15 protein-coding genes are annotated in these 17461 nt (G+C 70.2%); 8 read left to right on the forward strand and 7 right to left on the reverse strand.

Features of this window, described 5'->3' with window-relative positions; translation table 11 throughout:
- The first annotated feature begins 452 nt into the window (after positions 1–452).
- Entirely contained in the window at positions 453–1151 is a 699-nt protein-coding gene (cei, locus tag GP2_RS03850) for an envelope integrity protein Cei (protein WP_006899157.1), read from the forward strand.
- A 55-nt stretch (positions 1152–1206) separates the two neighbouring features.
- Here cei and GP2_RS03855 read toward each other — a convergent pair whose 3' ends face one another.
- On the reverse strand, positions 1207–2169 hold the full coding sequence (locus GP2_RS03855; RefSeq protein WP_040526360.1) for an inositol monophosphatase family protein: 963 nt from the start codon (positions 2167–2169) through the stop codon (positions 1207–1209).
- 147 nt (positions 2170–2316) lie between these two features.
- Between GP2_RS03855 and ppgK the strand changes: the two genes are divergently transcribed.
- Positions 2317–3105: a polyphosphate--glucose phosphotransferase gene (gene ppgK, locus GP2_RS03860; protein WP_006899159.1), complete on the forward strand. Its 789-nt coding sequence runs from the start codon at positions 2317–2319 to the stop codon at positions 3103–3105.
- A 217-nt stretch (positions 3106–3322) separates the two neighbouring features.
- Positions 3323–4774: an RNA polymerase sigma factor gene (locus tag GP2_RS03865; RefSeq protein ID WP_131733611.1), complete on the forward strand. Its 1452-nt coding sequence runs from the start codon at positions 3323–3325 to the stop codon at positions 4772–4774.
- Positions 4775–4819: 45 nt separating this feature from the next.
- On the opposite strand, the gene GP2_RS03870 is transcribed toward GP2_RS03865, so the two are convergent.
- The gene (locus GP2_RS03870) at positions 4820–5179 is read right to left on the reverse strand and encodes a DUF952 domain-containing protein (protein WP_006899161.1); all 360 of its coding nucleotides are present in this window, start codon (positions 5177–5179) and stop codon (positions 4820–4822) included.
- A gap of 321 nt (positions 5180–5500) precedes the next feature.
- On the opposite strand from GP2_RS03870, the gene GP2_RS03875 reads away from it, so the two are divergent.
- Positions 5501–5710: a DUF7455 domain-containing protein gene (locus tag GP2_RS03875; protein WP_006899162.1), complete on the forward strand. Its 210-nt coding sequence runs from the start codon at positions 5501–5503 to the stop codon at positions 5708–5710.
- 124 nt (positions 5711–5834) lie between these two features.
- Here the strand turns inward: GP2_RS03875 and GP2_RS03880 are convergent, their stop codons facing one another.
- Positions 5835–7589, reverse strand: coding sequence for a DEAD/DEAH box helicase (locus GP2_RS03880; RefSeq protein ID WP_006899163.1), 1755 nt, complete (start codon positions 7587–7589; stop codon positions 5835–5837).
- 358 nt (positions 7590–7947) lie between these two features.
- On the opposite strand from GP2_RS03880, the gene GP2_RS03885 reads away from it, so the two are divergent.
- Complete coding sequence (locus tag GP2_RS03885; RefSeq protein WP_006899164.1) at positions 7948–9198, forward strand: YihY/virulence factor BrkB family protein; 1251 nt, start codon at positions 7948–7950, stop codon at positions 9196–9198.
- A 22-nt stretch (positions 9199–9220) separates the two neighbouring features.
- Here the strand turns inward: GP2_RS03885 and GP2_RS03890 are convergent, their stop codons facing one another.
- A complete protein-coding gene (locus GP2_RS03890) occupies positions 9221–9493 on the reverse strand; it encodes a DUF3039 domain-containing protein (RefSeq protein ID WP_006899165.1) in 273 nt (90 codons plus the stop codon).
- A gap of 88 nt (positions 9494–9581) precedes the next feature.
- On the opposite strand from GP2_RS03890, the gene GP2_RS03895 reads away from it, so the two are divergent.
- Both GP2_RS03895 and GP2_RS03900 read left to right on the forward strand, forming a co-directional pair.
- Positions 9582–10067: a DUF3099 domain-containing protein gene (locus GP2_RS03895; protein ID WP_006899166.1), complete on the forward strand. Its 486-nt coding sequence runs from the start codon at positions 9582–9584 to the stop codon at positions 10065–10067.
- A 239-nt stretch (positions 10068–10306) separates the two neighbouring features.
- Positions 10307–11329: a sigma-70 family RNA polymerase sigma factor gene (locus tag GP2_RS03900; protein WP_006899167.1), complete on the forward strand. Its 1023-nt coding sequence runs from the start codon at positions 10307–10309 to the stop codon at positions 11327–11329.
- Positions 11330–11356: 27 nt separating this feature from the next.
- On the opposite strand, the gene GP2_RS03905 is transcribed toward GP2_RS03900, so the two are convergent.
- Both GP2_RS03905 and GP2_RS03910 read right to left on the reverse strand, forming a co-directional pair.
- Positions 11357–14221 (reverse strand): bifunctional acetate--CoA ligase family protein/GNAT family N-acetyltransferase, encoded by a 2865-nt coding sequence (locus tag GP2_RS03905; RefSeq protein WP_006899168.1) that lies wholly within the window; start codon positions 14219–14221, stop codon positions 11357–11359.
- On the reverse strand, positions 14214–15458 hold the full coding sequence (locus GP2_RS03910) for an acetoin utilization protein AcuC (protein WP_040526364.1): 1245 nt from the start codon (positions 15456–15458) through the stop codon (positions 14214–14216). Before GP2_RS03910 ends, GP2_RS03905 begins: the two co-directional genes overlap by 8 nt.
- A 169-nt stretch (positions 15459–15627) precedes the next feature.
- Between GP2_RS03910 and GP2_RS03915 the strand changes: the two genes are divergently transcribed.
- Positions 15628–16323 (forward strand): iron-dependent transcriptional repressor DtxR, encoded by a 696-nt coding sequence (locus GP2_RS03915; RefSeq protein WP_006899170.1) that lies wholly within the window; start codon positions 15628–15630, stop codon positions 16321–16323.
- 16 nt (positions 16324–16339) lie between these two features.
- Here GP2_RS03915 and GP2_RS03920 read toward each other — a convergent pair whose 3' ends face one another.
- Entirely contained in the window at positions 16340–17452 is a 1113-nt protein-coding gene (locus tag GP2_RS03920) for a DUF4192 domain-containing protein (protein WP_040526366.1), read from the reverse strand.
- Positions 17453–17461 lie beyond the last annotated feature (9 nt).

Consider the following 17461-nt stretch of genomic DNA (forward strand, 5'->3'; position numbering starts at 1 on the left):
TGTGCCTTCTTGTCTGAGAGTGTGAGGGGGCGCTCTCGGCCGCGGCTTGTGGCCGTGACCCAGGGTTGCGCACGACTCCGCCGGGATTGTCTTGCCGGTGGGTCACTGACAACGTCCGATCGGGCGGAATTCGTTCCCGGCGGACCGGCGTATTGTGTGACTTCCGTCACGGTTAGATATCGGCTGCACCCCAATGCTGGAAGCGCGGGCGCCCGAAGAATAGACCACGCCCCCGCCATCGTCAATACGCCGACACGAATAGGTCCGAAAACGGTCGTCCCACGCTGGTGGGACCGAGTGCTCGCGGCCCGGCGCGCGTCGACCGGCGAGGCATGCCCGCCTCCCGCGACGGAACCTCTAGAGTGATCGGCGGATCGTGCGGGGAACGGCCCGGCCGGTCCGTCCGCCCCGGCATCAGCCCGGTTCGCAGCGCCAGTGAGGAGTCAGTCCAGGTGGTCTCGAAAATCACGACCGGCTACCCGACCGACGAACAGGGCCGCCCCTACAAGCGCCGCAGGTACGCGCCGGCCGCGATCACCGTCGCCGTCCTACTGGTCCTCGGTGTGATCGTCTGGTCGGTCGTCCTCACCTCCGACGGCGACGCGTCGGTGCCCACCGCGTGCAACCAGCCCAGCCCGCCGTCGGTGACCGAGACCGCGGACGCGGGCACACCGCAGCCCGCCCCGCCCACCCTGACGCGGGTGCCGCGAGACGAGATGCTCGACGTCGCCCCGGCGCCGCTGCCGTCCTTCCAGGTGCGCGTCCTCAACGCATCCGGCGAACGCGGCGCCGCCCGGTCGGTGTCGGAGGATCTCGCGGCACATGGCTTCACCCCCGCGCCCGACACGCCGTACGCCGACGACACGATCTACCAGAACCAGGACCTCAACTGCGTCGGCCAGATCCGATTCGGACCGTCCGGTCGGGCCGCCGCCGCGGCCGCGTGGCTGGCGTTCCCGTGCGCGGAGCTCGTCGAGGACGACCGTCGCGGCACCGTGGTCGACGTCGCCCTCGGAGTCCACCACTCGAGCGGCGAACTCTCCCAGGACGCACAGGCCGCCCTCGAGGCGTTGCGCTCGGCGGATCCCACCAACCCGGACACGGGAGCTGATCCGGCGTTGGTGAAGGCCGTCCACTCCGCTCCCTGCTAGAGGCCGCGCGACCGAGGTCGCCGGCAGCACTCGCCCGACGGCCGCAGTCCGAACGTCAGGCGATGGGTTCGCGCGCGCCCAACTCGTCGAGCAGTGCGAGGAACTCGTCGGCGATGCCGGGCGCGACCGCGACCGTCACATGCCCCTCGTCGGCGCGGGAATCCGGCGGCGGGGTGATCACCACGGCCCCGGCCTCGGCGGCGATGAGTCCGCCGGCCGCCCAGTCCCACGGGCTCAGTCCGTGCTCGTAGTGGGCGTCCACCGCGCCCGACGCGACCATGCACAGGTCGAGGGCGGCGGCGCCGACCCGCCGGATGTCACGCACGCGGGGCAGCAACTCGGCGACGATGCGTCCCTGCGCGCGTCGTCGTCCGGCGGCATAGCCGAACCCCGTTGCGACGAGCGCGAGTTCGGTGCGCTCCACCGGGTTGCAGCGCAGCTCGGTGCGGGCGCCGGTCCCGTCGGACATCCACGCCCCGCCGCCGCGGGTGGCGCCGTAGACGATGCCGCGGGCCACGTCCACCACCGCGCCGGCGACGGACCGGCCGCCGACCTGGGCGGCGACGGACACCGCGTAGGCGGGGATGCCGTACATGAAGTTGACGGTGCCGTCGATCGGGTCGACCACCCACCGCACACCGGACGGGACGGCGCGGGTGCCGCCGTCCTCCTCTCCCAGGATGTCGTCGTCCGGGCGGGCCCGGCGCAGCCGCTCGCGGACGAGGCGTTCGGTCTCGGTGTCGGCGACGGTGACCGGGTCGGTTTCCGTCGACTTGGTCGACACGACCGCTTCCGTCGACTTGGTCGACACGACCGCTTCGGCCGACTCGGTCGAAGCGGCCGCTTCCGTCGGCTCGGTCCACGCGGGCGGGGCGTCTGCGGAAGGCGCCGTGCCGGACAACCCAGGGCCGAACAACTCGGGACGGCGGCGTCGTACGTGGGCGGCCGCCTCCTGCGCCACGTCCACCGCGATGGCGGCCAGTTCGTCCACCGGAATCGTCTGCTCCACGTAGACAATGTCAGCACATGCGATCGCCGCCCGCTCCACCGGCGACCCGGGGTGCCGTATCCAGAGCGAATCGGACACGCCGATGACGCGCGGGCTGCCGGTCGCGCCGATAGCCTGAGTGACGATCATTACCGTCCCGGAAGGGGAAATCACACCATGACCGACACGCCCACCGCCGCAGGCTCGCCCGCTCCCACCAACCTGGGTTTCGGGGTCGACGTCGGGGGTTCGGGGATCAAGGGCGGCATCGTCGATCTGGACACCGGCGCGCTCGTCGGTGAGCGGTTCAAGGTGCTGACCCCGCAGCCGGCGACCCCGGAGGCGGTCGCCGGCGGCGTCGCCGAGGTCGTCGCCCACTTCGGGTGGGACGGCCCGGTCGGGATCACCCTGCCCGGCGTGGTCACCGACGGCGTGATGCGGACCGCGGCGAACATCGACAAGGCCTGGATCGGCACCGACGTCGACGAGCTGTTCAGCCGGCATCTCGGCGGCCGGCAGGTCGCGGTCCTCAACGACGCCGACGCGGCCGGCATGGCCGAGGACGCCTACGGCGCGGGCAAGGGCGTCGACGGCGTGGTGATGTTGCTGACCTTCGGCACCGGCATCGGCTCGGCGATCCTCATCGACGGAACACTGGTGCCCAACACCGAACTCGGCCACATGCAGGTCGGCAAGAAGGAGGCCGAGCACCAGGCGTCCTCGCGGGTGAAGGAAGAGAAGGGCTGGTCCTACGAGAAGTGGGCCGAGAAGGTGTCCGACGTGCTCAAGGCCTACGAGGCGCTGTTCTGGCCGAAGCTGTTCATCGCCGGCGGCGGGATCAGCCGCAAGGCCGACAAGTGGATTCCCCTGCTGACCAATGAAACCCCGGTCGTGCCGGCCACCCTGCGCAACACCGCGGGTATCGTCGGCGCGGCGATGGCCGTCACCCGCGGCCTGAAGATCTAGCCGGGCGCCGGCACGCTCGCCCGGCGTCCCCGGAACGAGGGCCAGCCCGCGGATTGACCAGGGCTTTGTCACACCCGACCGGACGATGTCGTTACAATGGTCGTCACGGTCAGCTGAGCCGAGAAACCAAGCCCTTGTCCACGGCAGCCCCTGCTGCCGCGTCACGTGTCACAGCGACGACGCCGACCGACCTCCGACGCCTGGCAGGCGCCGGCGCATGACACCGACAGAAGACACCACCGAAGACAGTTTCGAAAGGTTGTACGTGGCAGCCACCAAGACCCAACAGGGGGACGCCGAGGCCGAATCGACCGAGTCGACCACCGCCTCCACCCCGGTCAAGCGGACCGCCAAGAAGGCCGCGAAGAAGACCGCTGCCCGTAAGGCGCCCGCGAAGAAGGCCGCAGCGAAGAAGGCGACCAAGAAGACGACGGCGAAAAAGGCGGCCAAGAAGGCCACCGCGGCCAAGGGTGAAGACCCGAACGTCGAGGCCGACGAGGTCGACTCGATCGACGACATCGACGTGCCCGACACCGATCTCGAGGACGTGGAGATCGACGACATCGAGGTCGACGACGACGAGACCGACGAGGCCGACGACTCCGAGGAAGAGGACGAGGAGTCCGACGAGGCCGACGACAAGGGCAAGGGCAAGGCCGCGAAGGCCGACGCGAAGTCGGGCGACTTCGTGTGGGACGAGGAAGAGTCCGAAGCCCTCCGCCAGGCCCGCAAGGACGCCGAGCTCACCGCTTCCGCCGACAGCGTCCGCGCCTACCTCAAGCAGATCGGCAAGGTCGCGCTCCTCAACGCCGAGGAGGAGGTCGAGCTCGCCAAGCGCATCGAGGCGGGGCTGTACGCCACCGAGCGCCTGCGCCGAATCATGGAGTCCGGCGAGAAGATCAGCACCGCGCAGAAGCGTGACCTGAACTGGATCTCCCGCGACGGCAACCGCGCCAAGAACCACCTCCTGGAGGCGAACCTCCGACTCGTGGTCTCGCTGGCCAAGCGCTACACCGGCCGCGGCATGGCGTTCCTGGACCTGATCCAGGAGGGCAACCTCGGTCTGATCCGCGCGGTCGAGAAGTTCGACTACACAAAGGGTTACAAGTTCTCCACGTACGCCACGTGGTGGATTCGCCAGGCGATCACCCGCGCCATGGCCGACCAGGCCCGCACCATCCGCATCCCGGTGCACATGGTGGAGGTCATCAACAAGCTCGGCCGGATCCAGCGCGAACTCCTCCAGGACCTCGGCCGCGAGCCGACCCCGGAAGAGCTCGCCAAGGAGATGGACATCACCCCGGAGAAGGTGCTGGAGATCCAGCAGTACGCCCGGGAGCCCATCTCGCTCGACCAGACCATCGGCGACGAGGGCGACAGCCAGCTCGGCGACTTCATCGAGGACTCCGAGGCGGTCGTCGCGGTCGACGCGGTGAGCTTCACCCTGCTCCAGGATCAGCTGCAGTCGGTGCTCGAGACGCTCTCCGAGCGCGAGGCCGGTGTCGTCCGTCTCCGCTTCGGCCTGACCGACGGACAGCCGCGCACCCTCGACGAGATCGGCCAGGTCTACGGCGTGACGCGTGAGCGCATCCGTCAGATCGAGTCCAAGACGATGTCGAAGCTGCGCCACCCGTCGCGGTCGCAGGTGCTCCGCGACTACCTCGACTGACCTCCTGTCGGGGTCACCCCGGATTCGCGCTCGCCCCCGTCGCCGTCACCCGGCGACGGGGGCGAATGCGTTGTCGGGGCCGGGCAGGTACTCACGCACCTCGACGACGGCGTCGAGCGGCAGCGGGCCGTACAGATGTGGGAAGAGCATCGACGCCGGGTCGGTCGGAACCCCCGGCTCCCATCGGATCTCGGCGTCGAGGCGGGCCGGGTCGAGGACCAGCAGCAGCAGGTCCCGCCGCCCGGCGAAGAGCCGGTTCGCCGGCAGGTGGACCTGTTGCGGCGTCGAGAGGTGGACGAATCCGGCCTCGGCGAGGGACGGTGGCCGCAGGTGCGTCGAGCCCCGGCTCGCCTCCCAGGCGTCGGCGGTGATCAGATGCGTGAGAACAGGATGATCGGTCGGCACGCACGCGATTGAGCCGGTGCCCCGGACCCGTTGTCAAGGCCACCCCCCCGGAAAAAACGGCGGTTCGGTGGTTTGGAACCCGCCCGGAGGGGTATCCGGATGGTGCGTCCCGGGAATGTGATCCGGGCCGCATCACTTCCATCACAGACGTTTTCGGTGTGTTGCGGGTTGTAAACGGTGAGTGACGACACACCGAGGGCACCTGCCGGAACAATACGAACGTGCCGAACGTCTGACAGAGTGAGGTTGACGCATCGCCCGGATGTGTCGGCTCGAAGGGACGGCGACCGGCCACCGGCGCCCGACCGGGACGGAGGAACAATGACTGACATCGCCACCACCACAGCCCCGATCTTCATGCCGCTGACCGCTGCCGATCGGTGTGATCGCTGCGGCGCGGCCGCCAAGGTCCGTGCCGTCATGCCCAAGGGCGGCGAACTCCTCTTCTGCCGCCATCACTTCAACGAGCACGAGGCCCGCCTGGTGGAGCTCAGCGCCACCGTCATCGAGTCCGAGGGTGAACTGGTCTGACACTCGTCATGGCCCGACGGGCGAGCCACAGACGTAGACCGACGAGAACCCGGCCGGAGACTCTCCGGCCGGGTTCTCTCGTGTGTCGGGTGCGCTCGTGAGCGCCGATCGTGCGGTGTCGCCGTCAGCGCCACTCGCGCAGGGCCGCGATCCGCTCCTTGAGCTGCTCGGCGGTGGCCATCGCGGTCGGCGGGCCGCCGCAGCGGCTGCGCAGTTCGTTGTGGACCATGCCATGTGGCTTGCCCGTGCGGTGATGGTGCATGGCCACAAGGGTGTTGAGCTCCTTGCGCAACGCGTGGAGGTTCTCCCCGGTGGTCTCGGGCCGACGGACGGGCTGCTCCTGCGCTTCCGGCGCGGCCTTCTTCGTCGCGCGCGCCGCGACCTGCTCGGCCTGCCGCTTCTGCAGCAGCGCTCGAACCTGGTCGGCGTCGAGCAGACCCGGCAGACCCAGGTACTCCGACTCTTCGTCGCTGCCGGCAAAGGTCGCGGTGCCGAAGGACGCACCGTCGAAGATCACCTGGTCGAGTTCGGCGTCGGCGTGCAGCGACTGGAAGGCGGGTTCGTCCTCCCCCGGCTCGTCCTTCTGCTTGTTCGCGTCGACAAGCAGCTGGTCGTCGAGGCCGTTGCTCTCCCGGTGCGGCTTGCCCAGGACGTGGTCACGCTCGGCCTCCATCTGGCTGGCGAGGTCGAGCAGCACCGGCACCGAGGGCAGGAACACACTCGCGGTCTCGCCCGGGCGCCGCGACCGCACGAACCGGCCGATGGCCTGGGCGAAGAACAGCGGGGTCGACGAGCTGGTCGCGTACACGCCCACGGCCAGCCGCGGGACGTCGACGCCCTCGGACACCATGCGGACCGCGATCATCCACTCGTCGGTGCCCTCGGAGAACTCGGCGATGCGCGACGACGACTTCGGGTCGTCGGACAGCACGAGTGTCGGCTTCTTGCCGGTGATGGCCTCGAGGAGTTCGGCGTAGTCGCGCGCCGTCGACTGGTCGGTGGCGATGACCAGCCCGCCGGCATCGGGCATGCCGCTGGCCCGCAGCTGTCCGAGGCGGGTGTGGGCGGCGGTGAGCACAGCGGGGATCCAGTCGCCGTGCGGGTCCAGTGCGGTGCGCCAGGCACGGGCGGTCTGCTCGGCCGACAACGGCTCGCCGAGTCGCGCGGTGTACTCCTCGCCGGCGCTGGTCCGCCAGCTGGCCTCGCCGGAGTACGCCAGGAAGACCACCGGACGCACGACGCCGTCCTTGAGCGCGTCGGCGTAGCCGTAGGTGTGATCGGCCTTGGACCGCATCAGCCCGCCGGGCTCGGGTTCGTAGGTGACGAACGGGATCGGCGAGTCGTCGGAGCGGAACGGCGTACCGGTGAGCAGCAGCCGGCGCTCGGCGTCGTCGAAGGCCTCGCGGATCGCCTCGCCCCAGCTCTTGGCGTCGCCGCCGTGGTGGATCTCGTCGAGGATGACCAGCGTGCGCCGGTTCTCGGTGCGGACGCGGTGCTTCGCCGGGTGGGCGGCGACCTGCGCGTAGGTGAGGCACACGCCCTGGAAGTCGGAGCTCGTCGAACCGGTCGAGTTGGAGAAGTTGGAGTCCAGCGCGATGCCGACGCGGGCGGCGGCCTCGGCCCACTGGTGTTTGAGGTGCTCGGTGGGCGCGACGACGGTGATCTGGTCGACGGTGCGGTCGTCGAGCAGTTCACGGGCCACCCGCAGCCCGAAGGTGGTCTTGCCGGCGCCGGGCGTCGCGACCGCGAGGAAGTCCTTCGGCTTGCGCGTCAGGTACTTGGTCAGCGCGCGACGCTGCCACGCGCGCAGCGACGGGAGGTTGGGCTTGGCGGGTCCGGAACCTGTGGGAGTGCTGGTGGAGGGTTCGGCTGACGTCACGTGTGTGCTGCTCCTGACGGCGTTCGGTTCCCTGCCGGGCATGAGACGTCCCCTCGCTTGCGGTACCCGCGGTCGTGAGGGGACGAGCCGATCTTACCGCCGGAGCGCGCCGGCGCCCGCATCGCGACACCCGCCCGGAGCACGCGCCACGGGTGGCAGGCGTACGTGATCTGAACGACTCGCCCGGTGACCCGGATACCCGGCCGGAGCCCGGATCGGGGATATTGAACTCATCACAACGCGCAAGAGAACTCCGGTCCCGCTGACCGACGACGGGGTGTCGTCGGCGGGTCGAGCGCGCCCGCAACCGGCCGCCACCGGGATTCGGCGCCCGAATCCGGCGGCGTCGAACGGGACGGTGTCGAACGGGACGGCGTCGAACGCGGTGACCGAGCCGATCGGCACCCGCCCGACCCCGGGCCGTGCCCGCCGGCCGGCGCCGTTGTCCGCCGACCTCGACCTCGACGCGGCGCAGGCCGGCCCCGCAGGGCCGTATGCGACCGGCGGCGGCACCGCCGACCCCATCCCGGCGGCACCGGAGCAGGAGACCTCGGAACGGACGGCCGACGCCGATGAGCGCGGGCTCCCGATCCTGCCGAACATCCACCGGGTCATCTGGCGCACCATGGTCAAGTCGTTCGACGACGGCATCATCGGCTGGGCGGCGCAGGCCGCGTTCTGGCAGGCGCTGTCGCTGCCGCCGCTGCTGCTGGGTCTGCTGGGTTCGGTGGGCTATGTGTCGGGCTGGTTCGGGCCGGACACCGTCGACGTCGTCTACGACCGCATCATCGACTTCGCCGAGCGCACGTTCACCGAGACCGTCGTCGACGACCTCATCACGCCGACCGTCGACAGCGTCCTCGGGCGCGGACGCATCGGCTTGATGTCGGTCGGCTTCATCCTGTCGCTGTGGGCCGGGTCGTCGGCGATGTCGTGCTTCATCGCCTCGATCGCGAAGGCCCACGACCAGCACGAGGTCCGGCATCCGGTGTGGCAGCGGTTCTTCGCGCTGTTCCTCTACATCGGGTTCCTGTTCGTGGCGGTGTTCCTGCTCCCGCTGGTCGCGCTCGGACCCAACTATCTCCGCAAGATCGTGCCGGAATCGTGGGGCTCGTTCCTCACCACGCTGATCAACTACGGCTACTTCCCGACCGTCGCGATCCTGCTGCTGCTCGTGCTCACCACCCTGTACCACATGGCACTGCCCGATCCCCTGCCCTGGCATCGGCTCATCGGGGGCGCCATCGTGGCCGGCGTGTTCTTCTGGGTGGCGAGCTACGTGCTGCGCATCTACCTGACGAAGATCACCGAGGCGGGCGTCTCCTACGGCGCGCTCGCGACGCCGATCGCGTTCCTGCTGTTCGCGTTCTCGCTCGGCTTCGGGATCGTCGCGGGCGCCGAGTTCAACGCCGCGGTGCAGCAGTTCTGGCCCGCCAAGGCCTCCCCGACCACCCGGGTCCGTCACTGGGTGAACTCGCAGACCTCCGACATCACCGATCAGCTCAAGACGATCCCCGACCGCCTCTCGTCGGGACCGATCCGTCGCCCGTCGCGCGGCGGCGACGAAACCGGCGACGCCGCCGGCAGGACTGATTCCACCGGCGACTGACCGGCCCCGACGACGTGAGCCGTTACTTGCGGAGCTTGCTGTAGATCTTCTTGCACTTCGGGCACACCGGCGAGCCCGGCTTCGCGGCCCGGGTGACCGGGAAGGTCTCACCGCACAGCGCGACCACGTGGGTGCCCATCACGGCGCTCTCGGCGATCTTGTCCTTCTTGACGTAGTGGAAGAACTTGGGGCGGTCGTCGTCGCCGGAGTCGGTGGAGTCGGCGTCGGGCCGCTCGTCGGTCTCGGTGTCGGTCAGCTCGTCGAGATCGGGGCGTTCGATGGTTTCAGTTGCCATTGCTCTATTGTGCGTCACCGGGGAACCGGGAGTGCATTCGCCGAACGAAAGTGGGACAGTGGAGACGGTGTTCGAACAAGGGGATTCCATGGACGCGAACGGCCGTCGACCGCACGACACCGAAGACCCCGGGGGCCAGTGGGGACGGACCGATCGCCCCGACCTCTCCCCCGAGACCTTCCTGATCACCGCCGCCGAGGACTCGCTGGAGGCTCAGCGTCGCGCCCGTGTGCGCAAGTACCTCATCATGATGTCCGTCCGCGTGCCCGCGCTGGTGATCGCCGGCATCGTCTACAGCGCGACCGGCTCGGGACTGCTGGCCCTGGCGATCGTCGCGGTGTCGATCCCGCTGCCCTGGATGGCCGTGCTCATCGCCAACGACCGCCCGCCCCGCAAGCGCGGCGAGTCCCCGCACTACATGTACGACCTGCCCCACGACGTGCTCGGCCCGCAGTCGCTCTCACGGTCCGGCCGCCTCGACGAGGGGGGTCCGGACCGGACCGCCGAGGACCCGCGCGCGGCCGGACGCGTCATCGAGGGACAGGTCGTCGATCCCCGGCCGGACGACAACTGACGTCCGGGAGCGACTCCGCGATCGACCGGTCCTCCGTGACCGGACGCGGTACCCTCCGCGTTCCCGCGGGGAGAACATCTCAGCAACTTCTCAGCACCGCGGATCGGACAACGATCCGTCTTCGCAGGTCATCCGCGGGATGACCCAGCCTCCGTCGGGTTTGCGACGAACCACTTCCGGGAACTATCGCCCGCAAGCGGACGTTGAACCCATTGAACGCACTCAAGTCAGGAGGCCGCATGTCACGCTCGACAGTTGCACGTTCGACCCCGACCACCACCACCACCTTCGCCGAGCCGTCCGAGGCCGGCACCCGGCCGGCGATGACGGAGCAGGATCTCGATGCCCAGTCTCCTGCCGCGGATCTCGTCCGCGTCTATCTGAACGGGATCGGCCGTACCGCACTCCTCAACGCCGAGCAGGAGGTGGAGCTCGCCAAGCAGATCGAGGCCGGTCTCTACGCCAAGCACCTCCTCGCGACCAAGAAGCGCCTGTCCGCCGCCAAGAAGCGCGACCTGCAGATCATCGTCCGTGAGGGTGAGGCCGCACGAGCGCATCTTCTCGAGGCGAACCTCCGCCTCGTGGTCTCGCTGGCCAAGCGCTACACGGGTCGGGGTATGCCGCTGCTCGACCTCATCCAGGAGGGCAACCTGGGTCTGATCCGCGCGATGGAGAAGTTCGACTACGCCAAGGGCTTCAAGTTCTCGACCTACGCCACCTGGTGGATTCGTCAGGCCATCACCCGCGGCATGGCCGACCAGAGCCGCACCATCCGCCTGCCCGTCCACCTCGTCGAGCAGGTCAACAAGCTGGCCCGCATCAAGCGCGAGCTGCACCAGCAGCTCGGCCGCGAGGCCACCGACGAGGAACTGGCCAACGAGTCGGGCATCCCGGCGGAGAAGATCGCCGATCTGCTCGACCACAGCCGCGACCCGGTGAGCCTGGACATGCCGGTCGGCAACGACGAGGAGGCCCCGCTCGGCGACTTCATCGAGGACGCCGAGGCCACCTCCGCCGAGAACGCGGTCATCGCCGGTCTCCTGCACTCCGACATCCGGGCGGTCCTCGCGACCCTCGACGAGCGCGAGCAGCAGGTCATCCGGATGCGCTACGGCCTCGACGACGGGCAGCCGCGCACCCTCGACCAGATCGGCCGCATGTTCGGCCTGTCGCGCGAGCGCGTCCGCCAGATCGAGCGCGAGGTGATGGGCAAGCTGCGCGCCGGCGAGCGTGCCGAACGTCTCCGCGCCTACGCCAGCTGACCCTCACCCCGCCGGGGTTCTCCCCGCCTAGTTGAGCCGTCTCGGCCCGGTGTCCCGCCTGTCGGGCACCGGGCCGACGCGTACCTGCGCGTTCAGCACCGACGCCCCGTCGACCGACGCGAGGATCGGATCGCACAGCACCTCGCGCACCTCGGGGATGTCGTCGACCAGGGTCGAGATCCGCAGCAGCAGGTCGACGAGCGCCTCCTTGTCGGCCGGCTCCTCTCCCCGGTATCCCGCCAGCAGCGGCGACGACCGCGGCTCGTCGATCAGCTCCCGGGCGTCGAGCTCGGCGAGCGGGATCGCCCGGTAGCCGTGGTCGCCGAGGAGTTCGAAGGTGCGTCCGGACAACCCGAACGAGATGACCGACCCGAACGACTGGTCGTCGCGGACCCGGATGACCGTGCCGACGCCCTTCGGCGCCATCTTCTGCACGTGCAGCACCTCGTCGCCGGTCAGTTCGCGCAGCTCGGCGAACGCGTTGACGACGGCGGTGGCGTCCGGGAGGTCGAGACGGGCGCCCTCGCGGTCGAGGCGGCCCCGCCACTTGGACGACGTCGCCTTCACCGCCACGGGGAACCCGAGTTCGCGGGCCGCCGCCGACGCCTCGTGCATCGTGGTGACCTCGCGGAACGGGACCACGCCGATCCCGTACCAGCGCAACAGTTTCGCCGAGTCCACCGCGGACAGCTGCCGTTCCGCGGTGCGGGCCCCGTCCACGTGCCCGTCGGGCGCGGCCATGGCCTCGCGCACGAACATGCGCGCGGCCTCGGGGTCGGTGCCCTCGGGCCGGTGGATCTCCGACTCCGGGCGCATACGCCACTTCGCGTACTGCCAGGCCCGCGCCAGCGAGGTCGCCGCGCGCTCGGGGCTGGCGTACGACGGGATCGACCCGCGCTCGGGCAGGCCGTTCGGCCCGGGCTTGGTGAGGCCGGGCGGGATGCCGTCGACGGCGAGGAAGGTCGTCACGATGGGCTTGGCGCCGTCGGCGTCGGGGATGTTCGCCGCGGCCACCAGCGCCCGCGCGTGCCAGTCGGCGTCGACCGCCACCGGCGGGACGAACACGACCACGATCGAGTCCACGCCGGGGTCGCGCATCGCCGCCGAGACCGCGTCCTCGAACTGCTCCTCGGTGGCGCCCGCACCGAGGTCTACGGTGTCGACGACCTCGAGTCCCCCGCTGCGGGCGGTGTCGGCGGCCAGGCTGCCGAGCACCGAGGAGTTGCCGATGATGCGGACGCGCGGACCGCGCGGCAACGGCTGATAGGCGAATAGCGCTGCGCAGTCGAAGAGTTCGGGGATCGTCTCGACCTGGATGACGCCGGCCTGCTCGAGCATCATGCGCGCGATCTCGTCGTCGAAGTTGGCGGCGGCGCGCGCCTTGCGCACCGGGCTCATCGCACCCTTGCCCGACTTGACCGCGATGATCGGCTTGGACCGGGAGACGCGCCGCGAGATGCGGGAGAACTTGCGCGGGTTACCGAAGCTCTCGAGGTAGAGCAGGATCACGTCGGTGGACGCGTCGCTGTCCCAGTACTGCAGCACGTCGTTGCCGGAGACGTCGGCGCGGTTGCCGGCAGAGACGAAGGTCGACAGGCCGATCTGGCGCCGTGCGGCGGTGTCGAGGATCGCGATGCCCAGGGCGCCGGACTGGCAGAAGAAGCCGACGCGCCCGGCGGCCGGGATGTGCGGGGCCAGGGTGGCGTTCAGCGCGATCTCCGGGTCGTTGTTGGCCACGCCGAGCGCGTTGGGACCCACCAGGCGCATGCCGTGCTCGCGCACCTGGGCGACGAGGCGCCGCTCGTTCTCCAGACCCTCCTGCTCGCCGGAGTCGCCGAAGCCCGACGAGACCACGACGAGGGTGCGCACGCCCTTGACCAGACAGTCGTCGAGCACGTCGTCGACTTGGGACGCGGGCACCGCGACCACCGCGAGGTCGACGGGGTCGGGGATGTCGCGCACGGTCTCGTAGGCGCGGATGCCGCGCACCGACGGCGGGCGCGGCCGCACCCGACGCTGTCGCGGGGACACCGACGCGACCGATCCGTGACCGCGGCGCCTCGGGTCCTCTCCCTCCTCGACGCGGGCGGGGCCGTTGACCGGGAACACCGGACCGGTGAACCCGCCGGCGATGATGTTGGCCAGCAACGCGTTTCCGACCTTCTTCGGGTCGGTCGACGCGCCGATGACGGCCACCGAGGCCGGGCGCAGCAGGTTGGCGACGCTGCGGGCCTCGGACGCGCGCTCGCGTGCGTTGCGCACCGACAGCAGGGCCTCGGTGGGATCGATGGTGAACTCCACGTGCACGGTGGAGCCGTCGAAGCTGCGCGACAGCTGGTAGCCCGCGTCGCGGAAGACCGCCACCATGTTCGGGTTCTCGCTGAGGACTTCGGCCTCGAAGCGGGTGAAGCCGTTCTCGGCGGCGGCGCCGGCGAGGTGCTCGAGCAGGATGGGGCCGAGCCCGCGTCCCTGGTGTTCGTCGGCGATGACGAAGGCGACCTCGGCGGACTCGGGCTTACCCTCGGAGGCGAGTCCCTCGTAGATGCCCATGCCGATCATCTCGCCGCCCAGCATCGCGACGATCGCCACGCGCTGCTTGTGGTCGACGGTGGTCATCCGGGCCACCTCGCGCGGCGGCAGGGTCGGCGTCGGACCGAAATACCGCATGTAGCGGGTGCGTTCGGAGAGCTTGGAGTGGAACTCGACGAGCCGTTCGGCGTCGTCGGGGACGATCGGACGCAGGTGGACCACGCCGCCGTCGGCGGCCAGCACGTCCGCGATCCAATGTCGCGGATAGTCCCACGCCTCGCGCGGTTCGGGCTTGTCGGCCGTCGCCTGCGCGGTGGACGCGGAATCGGACTTCGGCGGGGTCGGGGCGTCCTTGTCAGTCACGTGGATCCTCCGGGTCGAGACCGTGCAGAGGGTACACCGCACGGCGCGTCGACAGGATCGCACGATCGGTCTGTCGCTGTGAGGTCGCGCTCACCCCCTCCGGCGGCTCCTGCCCGGCGTCTCCGTCCCACGGCTGGAAGTCGACGTCGCCGCCGTCGCCCATGACCCGCTCGGGCGGGCGCGCATAGTCCGTGTGGACCTGGGTGGCGATCTGTTCTGCTGTGGCACACCAGGATTCGTCGATCTCGGTGGTGACGTCGATCTCCCGGCCGAGCGCGACGCCGAGCAGGTGCGTCCAGCTGCGCGGCACGACGTTGACGACGCCGTAGCCACCGCCGCCGACGGCGATCCACCGTCCCTCGCAGTATTTGTCGGCAAGATCACGCATCGCGATCATCGCCGCGCGCTGGCCCTCCACGGTGAGCGAGAGGTCGGTGAGCGGGTCGGCGCGATGACTGTCGGCGCCGCACTGGCTGACGATGATCTGGGGCTTGAAGTCCGCGATCAACGACGGGACGACGGCGTGGAACGCACGCAGCCACAGGCGGTCCTCGGTGTTGGGCATGAGCGCGAGGTTGACCGCGGTGCCCTGCGCGTCGCCGTCGCCGATCTCCGTCGGCCAGCCGGTGCCCGGCCACAGGGTCGCCGGGTGCTGGTGCAGCGAGACGGTCATCACGCGCGGGTCGGCGGCGAACTCCACCTGCACCCCGTCGCCGTGGTGGGCGTCGACGTCGATGTAGGCGATGCGGTCGAAACCCTGGTCGAGCAGGTACCGGATGGCGATGGCGCAGTCGTTGTAGATGCAGAACCCCGCGGCGCGGGCCTTCATCGCGTGGTGCATGCCGCCGCCGATGTTGACCGCGCGGGTGGCCGCTCCCGTGGCGACGGCCTGCGCAGCGGCCAGGGTGCCGCCGACGAGCAGTCGCGCGGCCTCGTGCATCCCGGCGAAGACCGGGTTGTCGGCGTCGCCGAGCCCGAAGAGCCGTTCGAGGAGCGGCCCGGACAGCGATGCCGTTCCCGAGCCGACCGCGCGGACGGCGTCGATGTAGTCGCGGGTGTGCACGACGGTGAGGGCGTCGTCGTCGATGTTCTTCGGCGGCAGCGTCTCGATGCCGTCGAGGACTCCCAGGCTCTGAGCGAGGGTCATCGTCAGGGCCAGCCGCACCGGGTTCATGGGATGGGTGTGGGCCCATCGATAGGAGAGGAAGTCCTCGCTCCAGATGACGGCCGTGGAAATATCGCTCACGCCTTCAGGCTAGTGGTTCACCTCGCAGCCGGGGCATCGGTGTCACATCCCGCACACCCCGGTACGGTCAGGGGTGAGGCACGCGTCGCCGGCACTCAGCGTCCGAGGTCACCCGGGGTGCGCAGGGTAATCTGGGCGGAGACGAAAGGGATTGGGCACAGTGAACGATCTGGTTGACACCACCGAGATGTACCTGCGGACGATCTACGACCTCGAAGAGGAAGGCATCGTGCCGCTGCGGGCGCGTATCGCCGAGCGCCTGGACCAGAGCGGTCCCACCGTGTCCCAGACCGTCGCCCGGATGGAACGCGACGGACTCCTCCGGGTGGCCGGCGACCGTCACCTCGAACTCACCGAACGGGGCCGTTCGCTGGCGATCGCGGTCATGCGCAAGCACCGCCTGGCCGAGCGCCTGCTGGTCGACATCATCGGCATGCCCTGGGATCAGGTCCACGAGGAGGCCTGCCGCTGGGAGCACGTGATGAGCGAGAACGTCGAGCGCCGACTGCTCGCCGTCCTCGACTACCCGACGACGTCGCCGTACGGGAACCCGATCCCGGGCCTGGATCTGCTGGGCGTGGAACTCTCCCCGACCGACGACGGCGCCACCCGCGTCGCCGAGCTCCCGCCGGGCGACACCGTGGCCGTGATCATCCGGCGCCTATCGGAGCACGTGCAGTCCGACCCGTCGCTCATCGCGCAGCTGCGCGAGGCCGGCGTGGTGCCGAACGCCCGTGTCACCGTGACCAACCAGGCCGGCACGATCACCATCAACACCCCGGGCCACGAGGGCCTGGAGCTCTCCCCGGACATGGCGCACTCGGTGTTCGTGGAAAAGGTCGTCGAGAAGGTCTAGTCGAGACCTCCGCCGATCACCCCGCCGCCTGCCTGGTGATCGGCGGCAGCCGTACACCCAGGCGGGCGGCTGCGTCGTACCCCACGTCGGCCAGCTGCGCCACCTTCGCCGGGCGCAGTCCCGATCGCAGGCACTCGTCGAGCATCCGCGCCAGCTCGTACCCGGGGTCGGCCTCGAGCGCGACGTCGAGGGCCGTCCCTGCGTAGGCACCCTCCCCCGCGACGTAGTGCAGGTGCGCGAGCAGCGTCGCGGCGGCCGCCCGGCCGCGGCCGGTCAGGCGCCGGGTGAGTTCGCGCCACCGCGTCTCGGCCCGATCCCGCAGGTCGGTGACCGCCAGGCCGAGCAGCGCATCCCGGACGCGGACATCGCTCACGGCGCGGTCGAGCACGGGCAGACTCCGACAATCCAGGGGCTCCGTCGCCCTGACGACCGACCCGATCGCACACTCCAGCAGGTCCGCGGGTGAGGCCGCCGTGGCCGCATCCGATCTCGGGACGCCCTCGGCTGCGCAGCCGGGGCAGTCGCGGTCCGGCCGCTGCCGGCTGCACTCCCCCGGAAGCGGGTCGAGCATCGCCCGGATCTCCGACCGGCGCGCCAGGATGCGCCGCCCGGCTCGCACCGCCGTGGCGACCGCCGTCGGCGAGGTGTGCGGGTCCCCGAGCAGACCACTGCGTCCTCCGCTCATGTCGACCGCCCACGTCTGGTCGTCGGGGCACCAGATCGTCGTCCACGGCGCGCCGGCGCGGAACTCCGCGAGCGCGAAGCCCGCGGCGACGCCGCCGATCGCGGAGAAATGCCGGTCGGCGAGTTCGACGACCCGCCGGTACTCGGGGCCGTCGATCCGATGACGGTCGTCGGCGACGATCACCGCCACCTCCTCCACGCCGTAGGAGTCGGTGATCGTCCCGAGATCGGCGAGCAGACCGGACAGTTCGGGTCGGGGTGCGCCCGCCCCGTCGAGGAACAGGTCGTGACGCATCGTCGCCGACAACGCGCGACCCGCGCCGAACGCGATCACGATGATCGACCGCTCGGGCAGGAAACCGATCAGGGCGGGCACGGCGGTGAGGAGCGTCGTCGGGTCGAGGGGGCCGCGCGGCGAGGACGGCTTCGGGGTGAGTGAGGACATGCCCGACAG

Origin of the sequence: Gordonia paraffinivorans NBRC 108238 (genome assembly GCF_000344155.1) — a bacterium.
GTDB classification, from domain to species: domain Bacteria; phylum Actinomycetota; class Actinomycetes; order Mycobacteriales; family Mycobacteriaceae; genus Gordonia; species Gordonia paraffinivorans.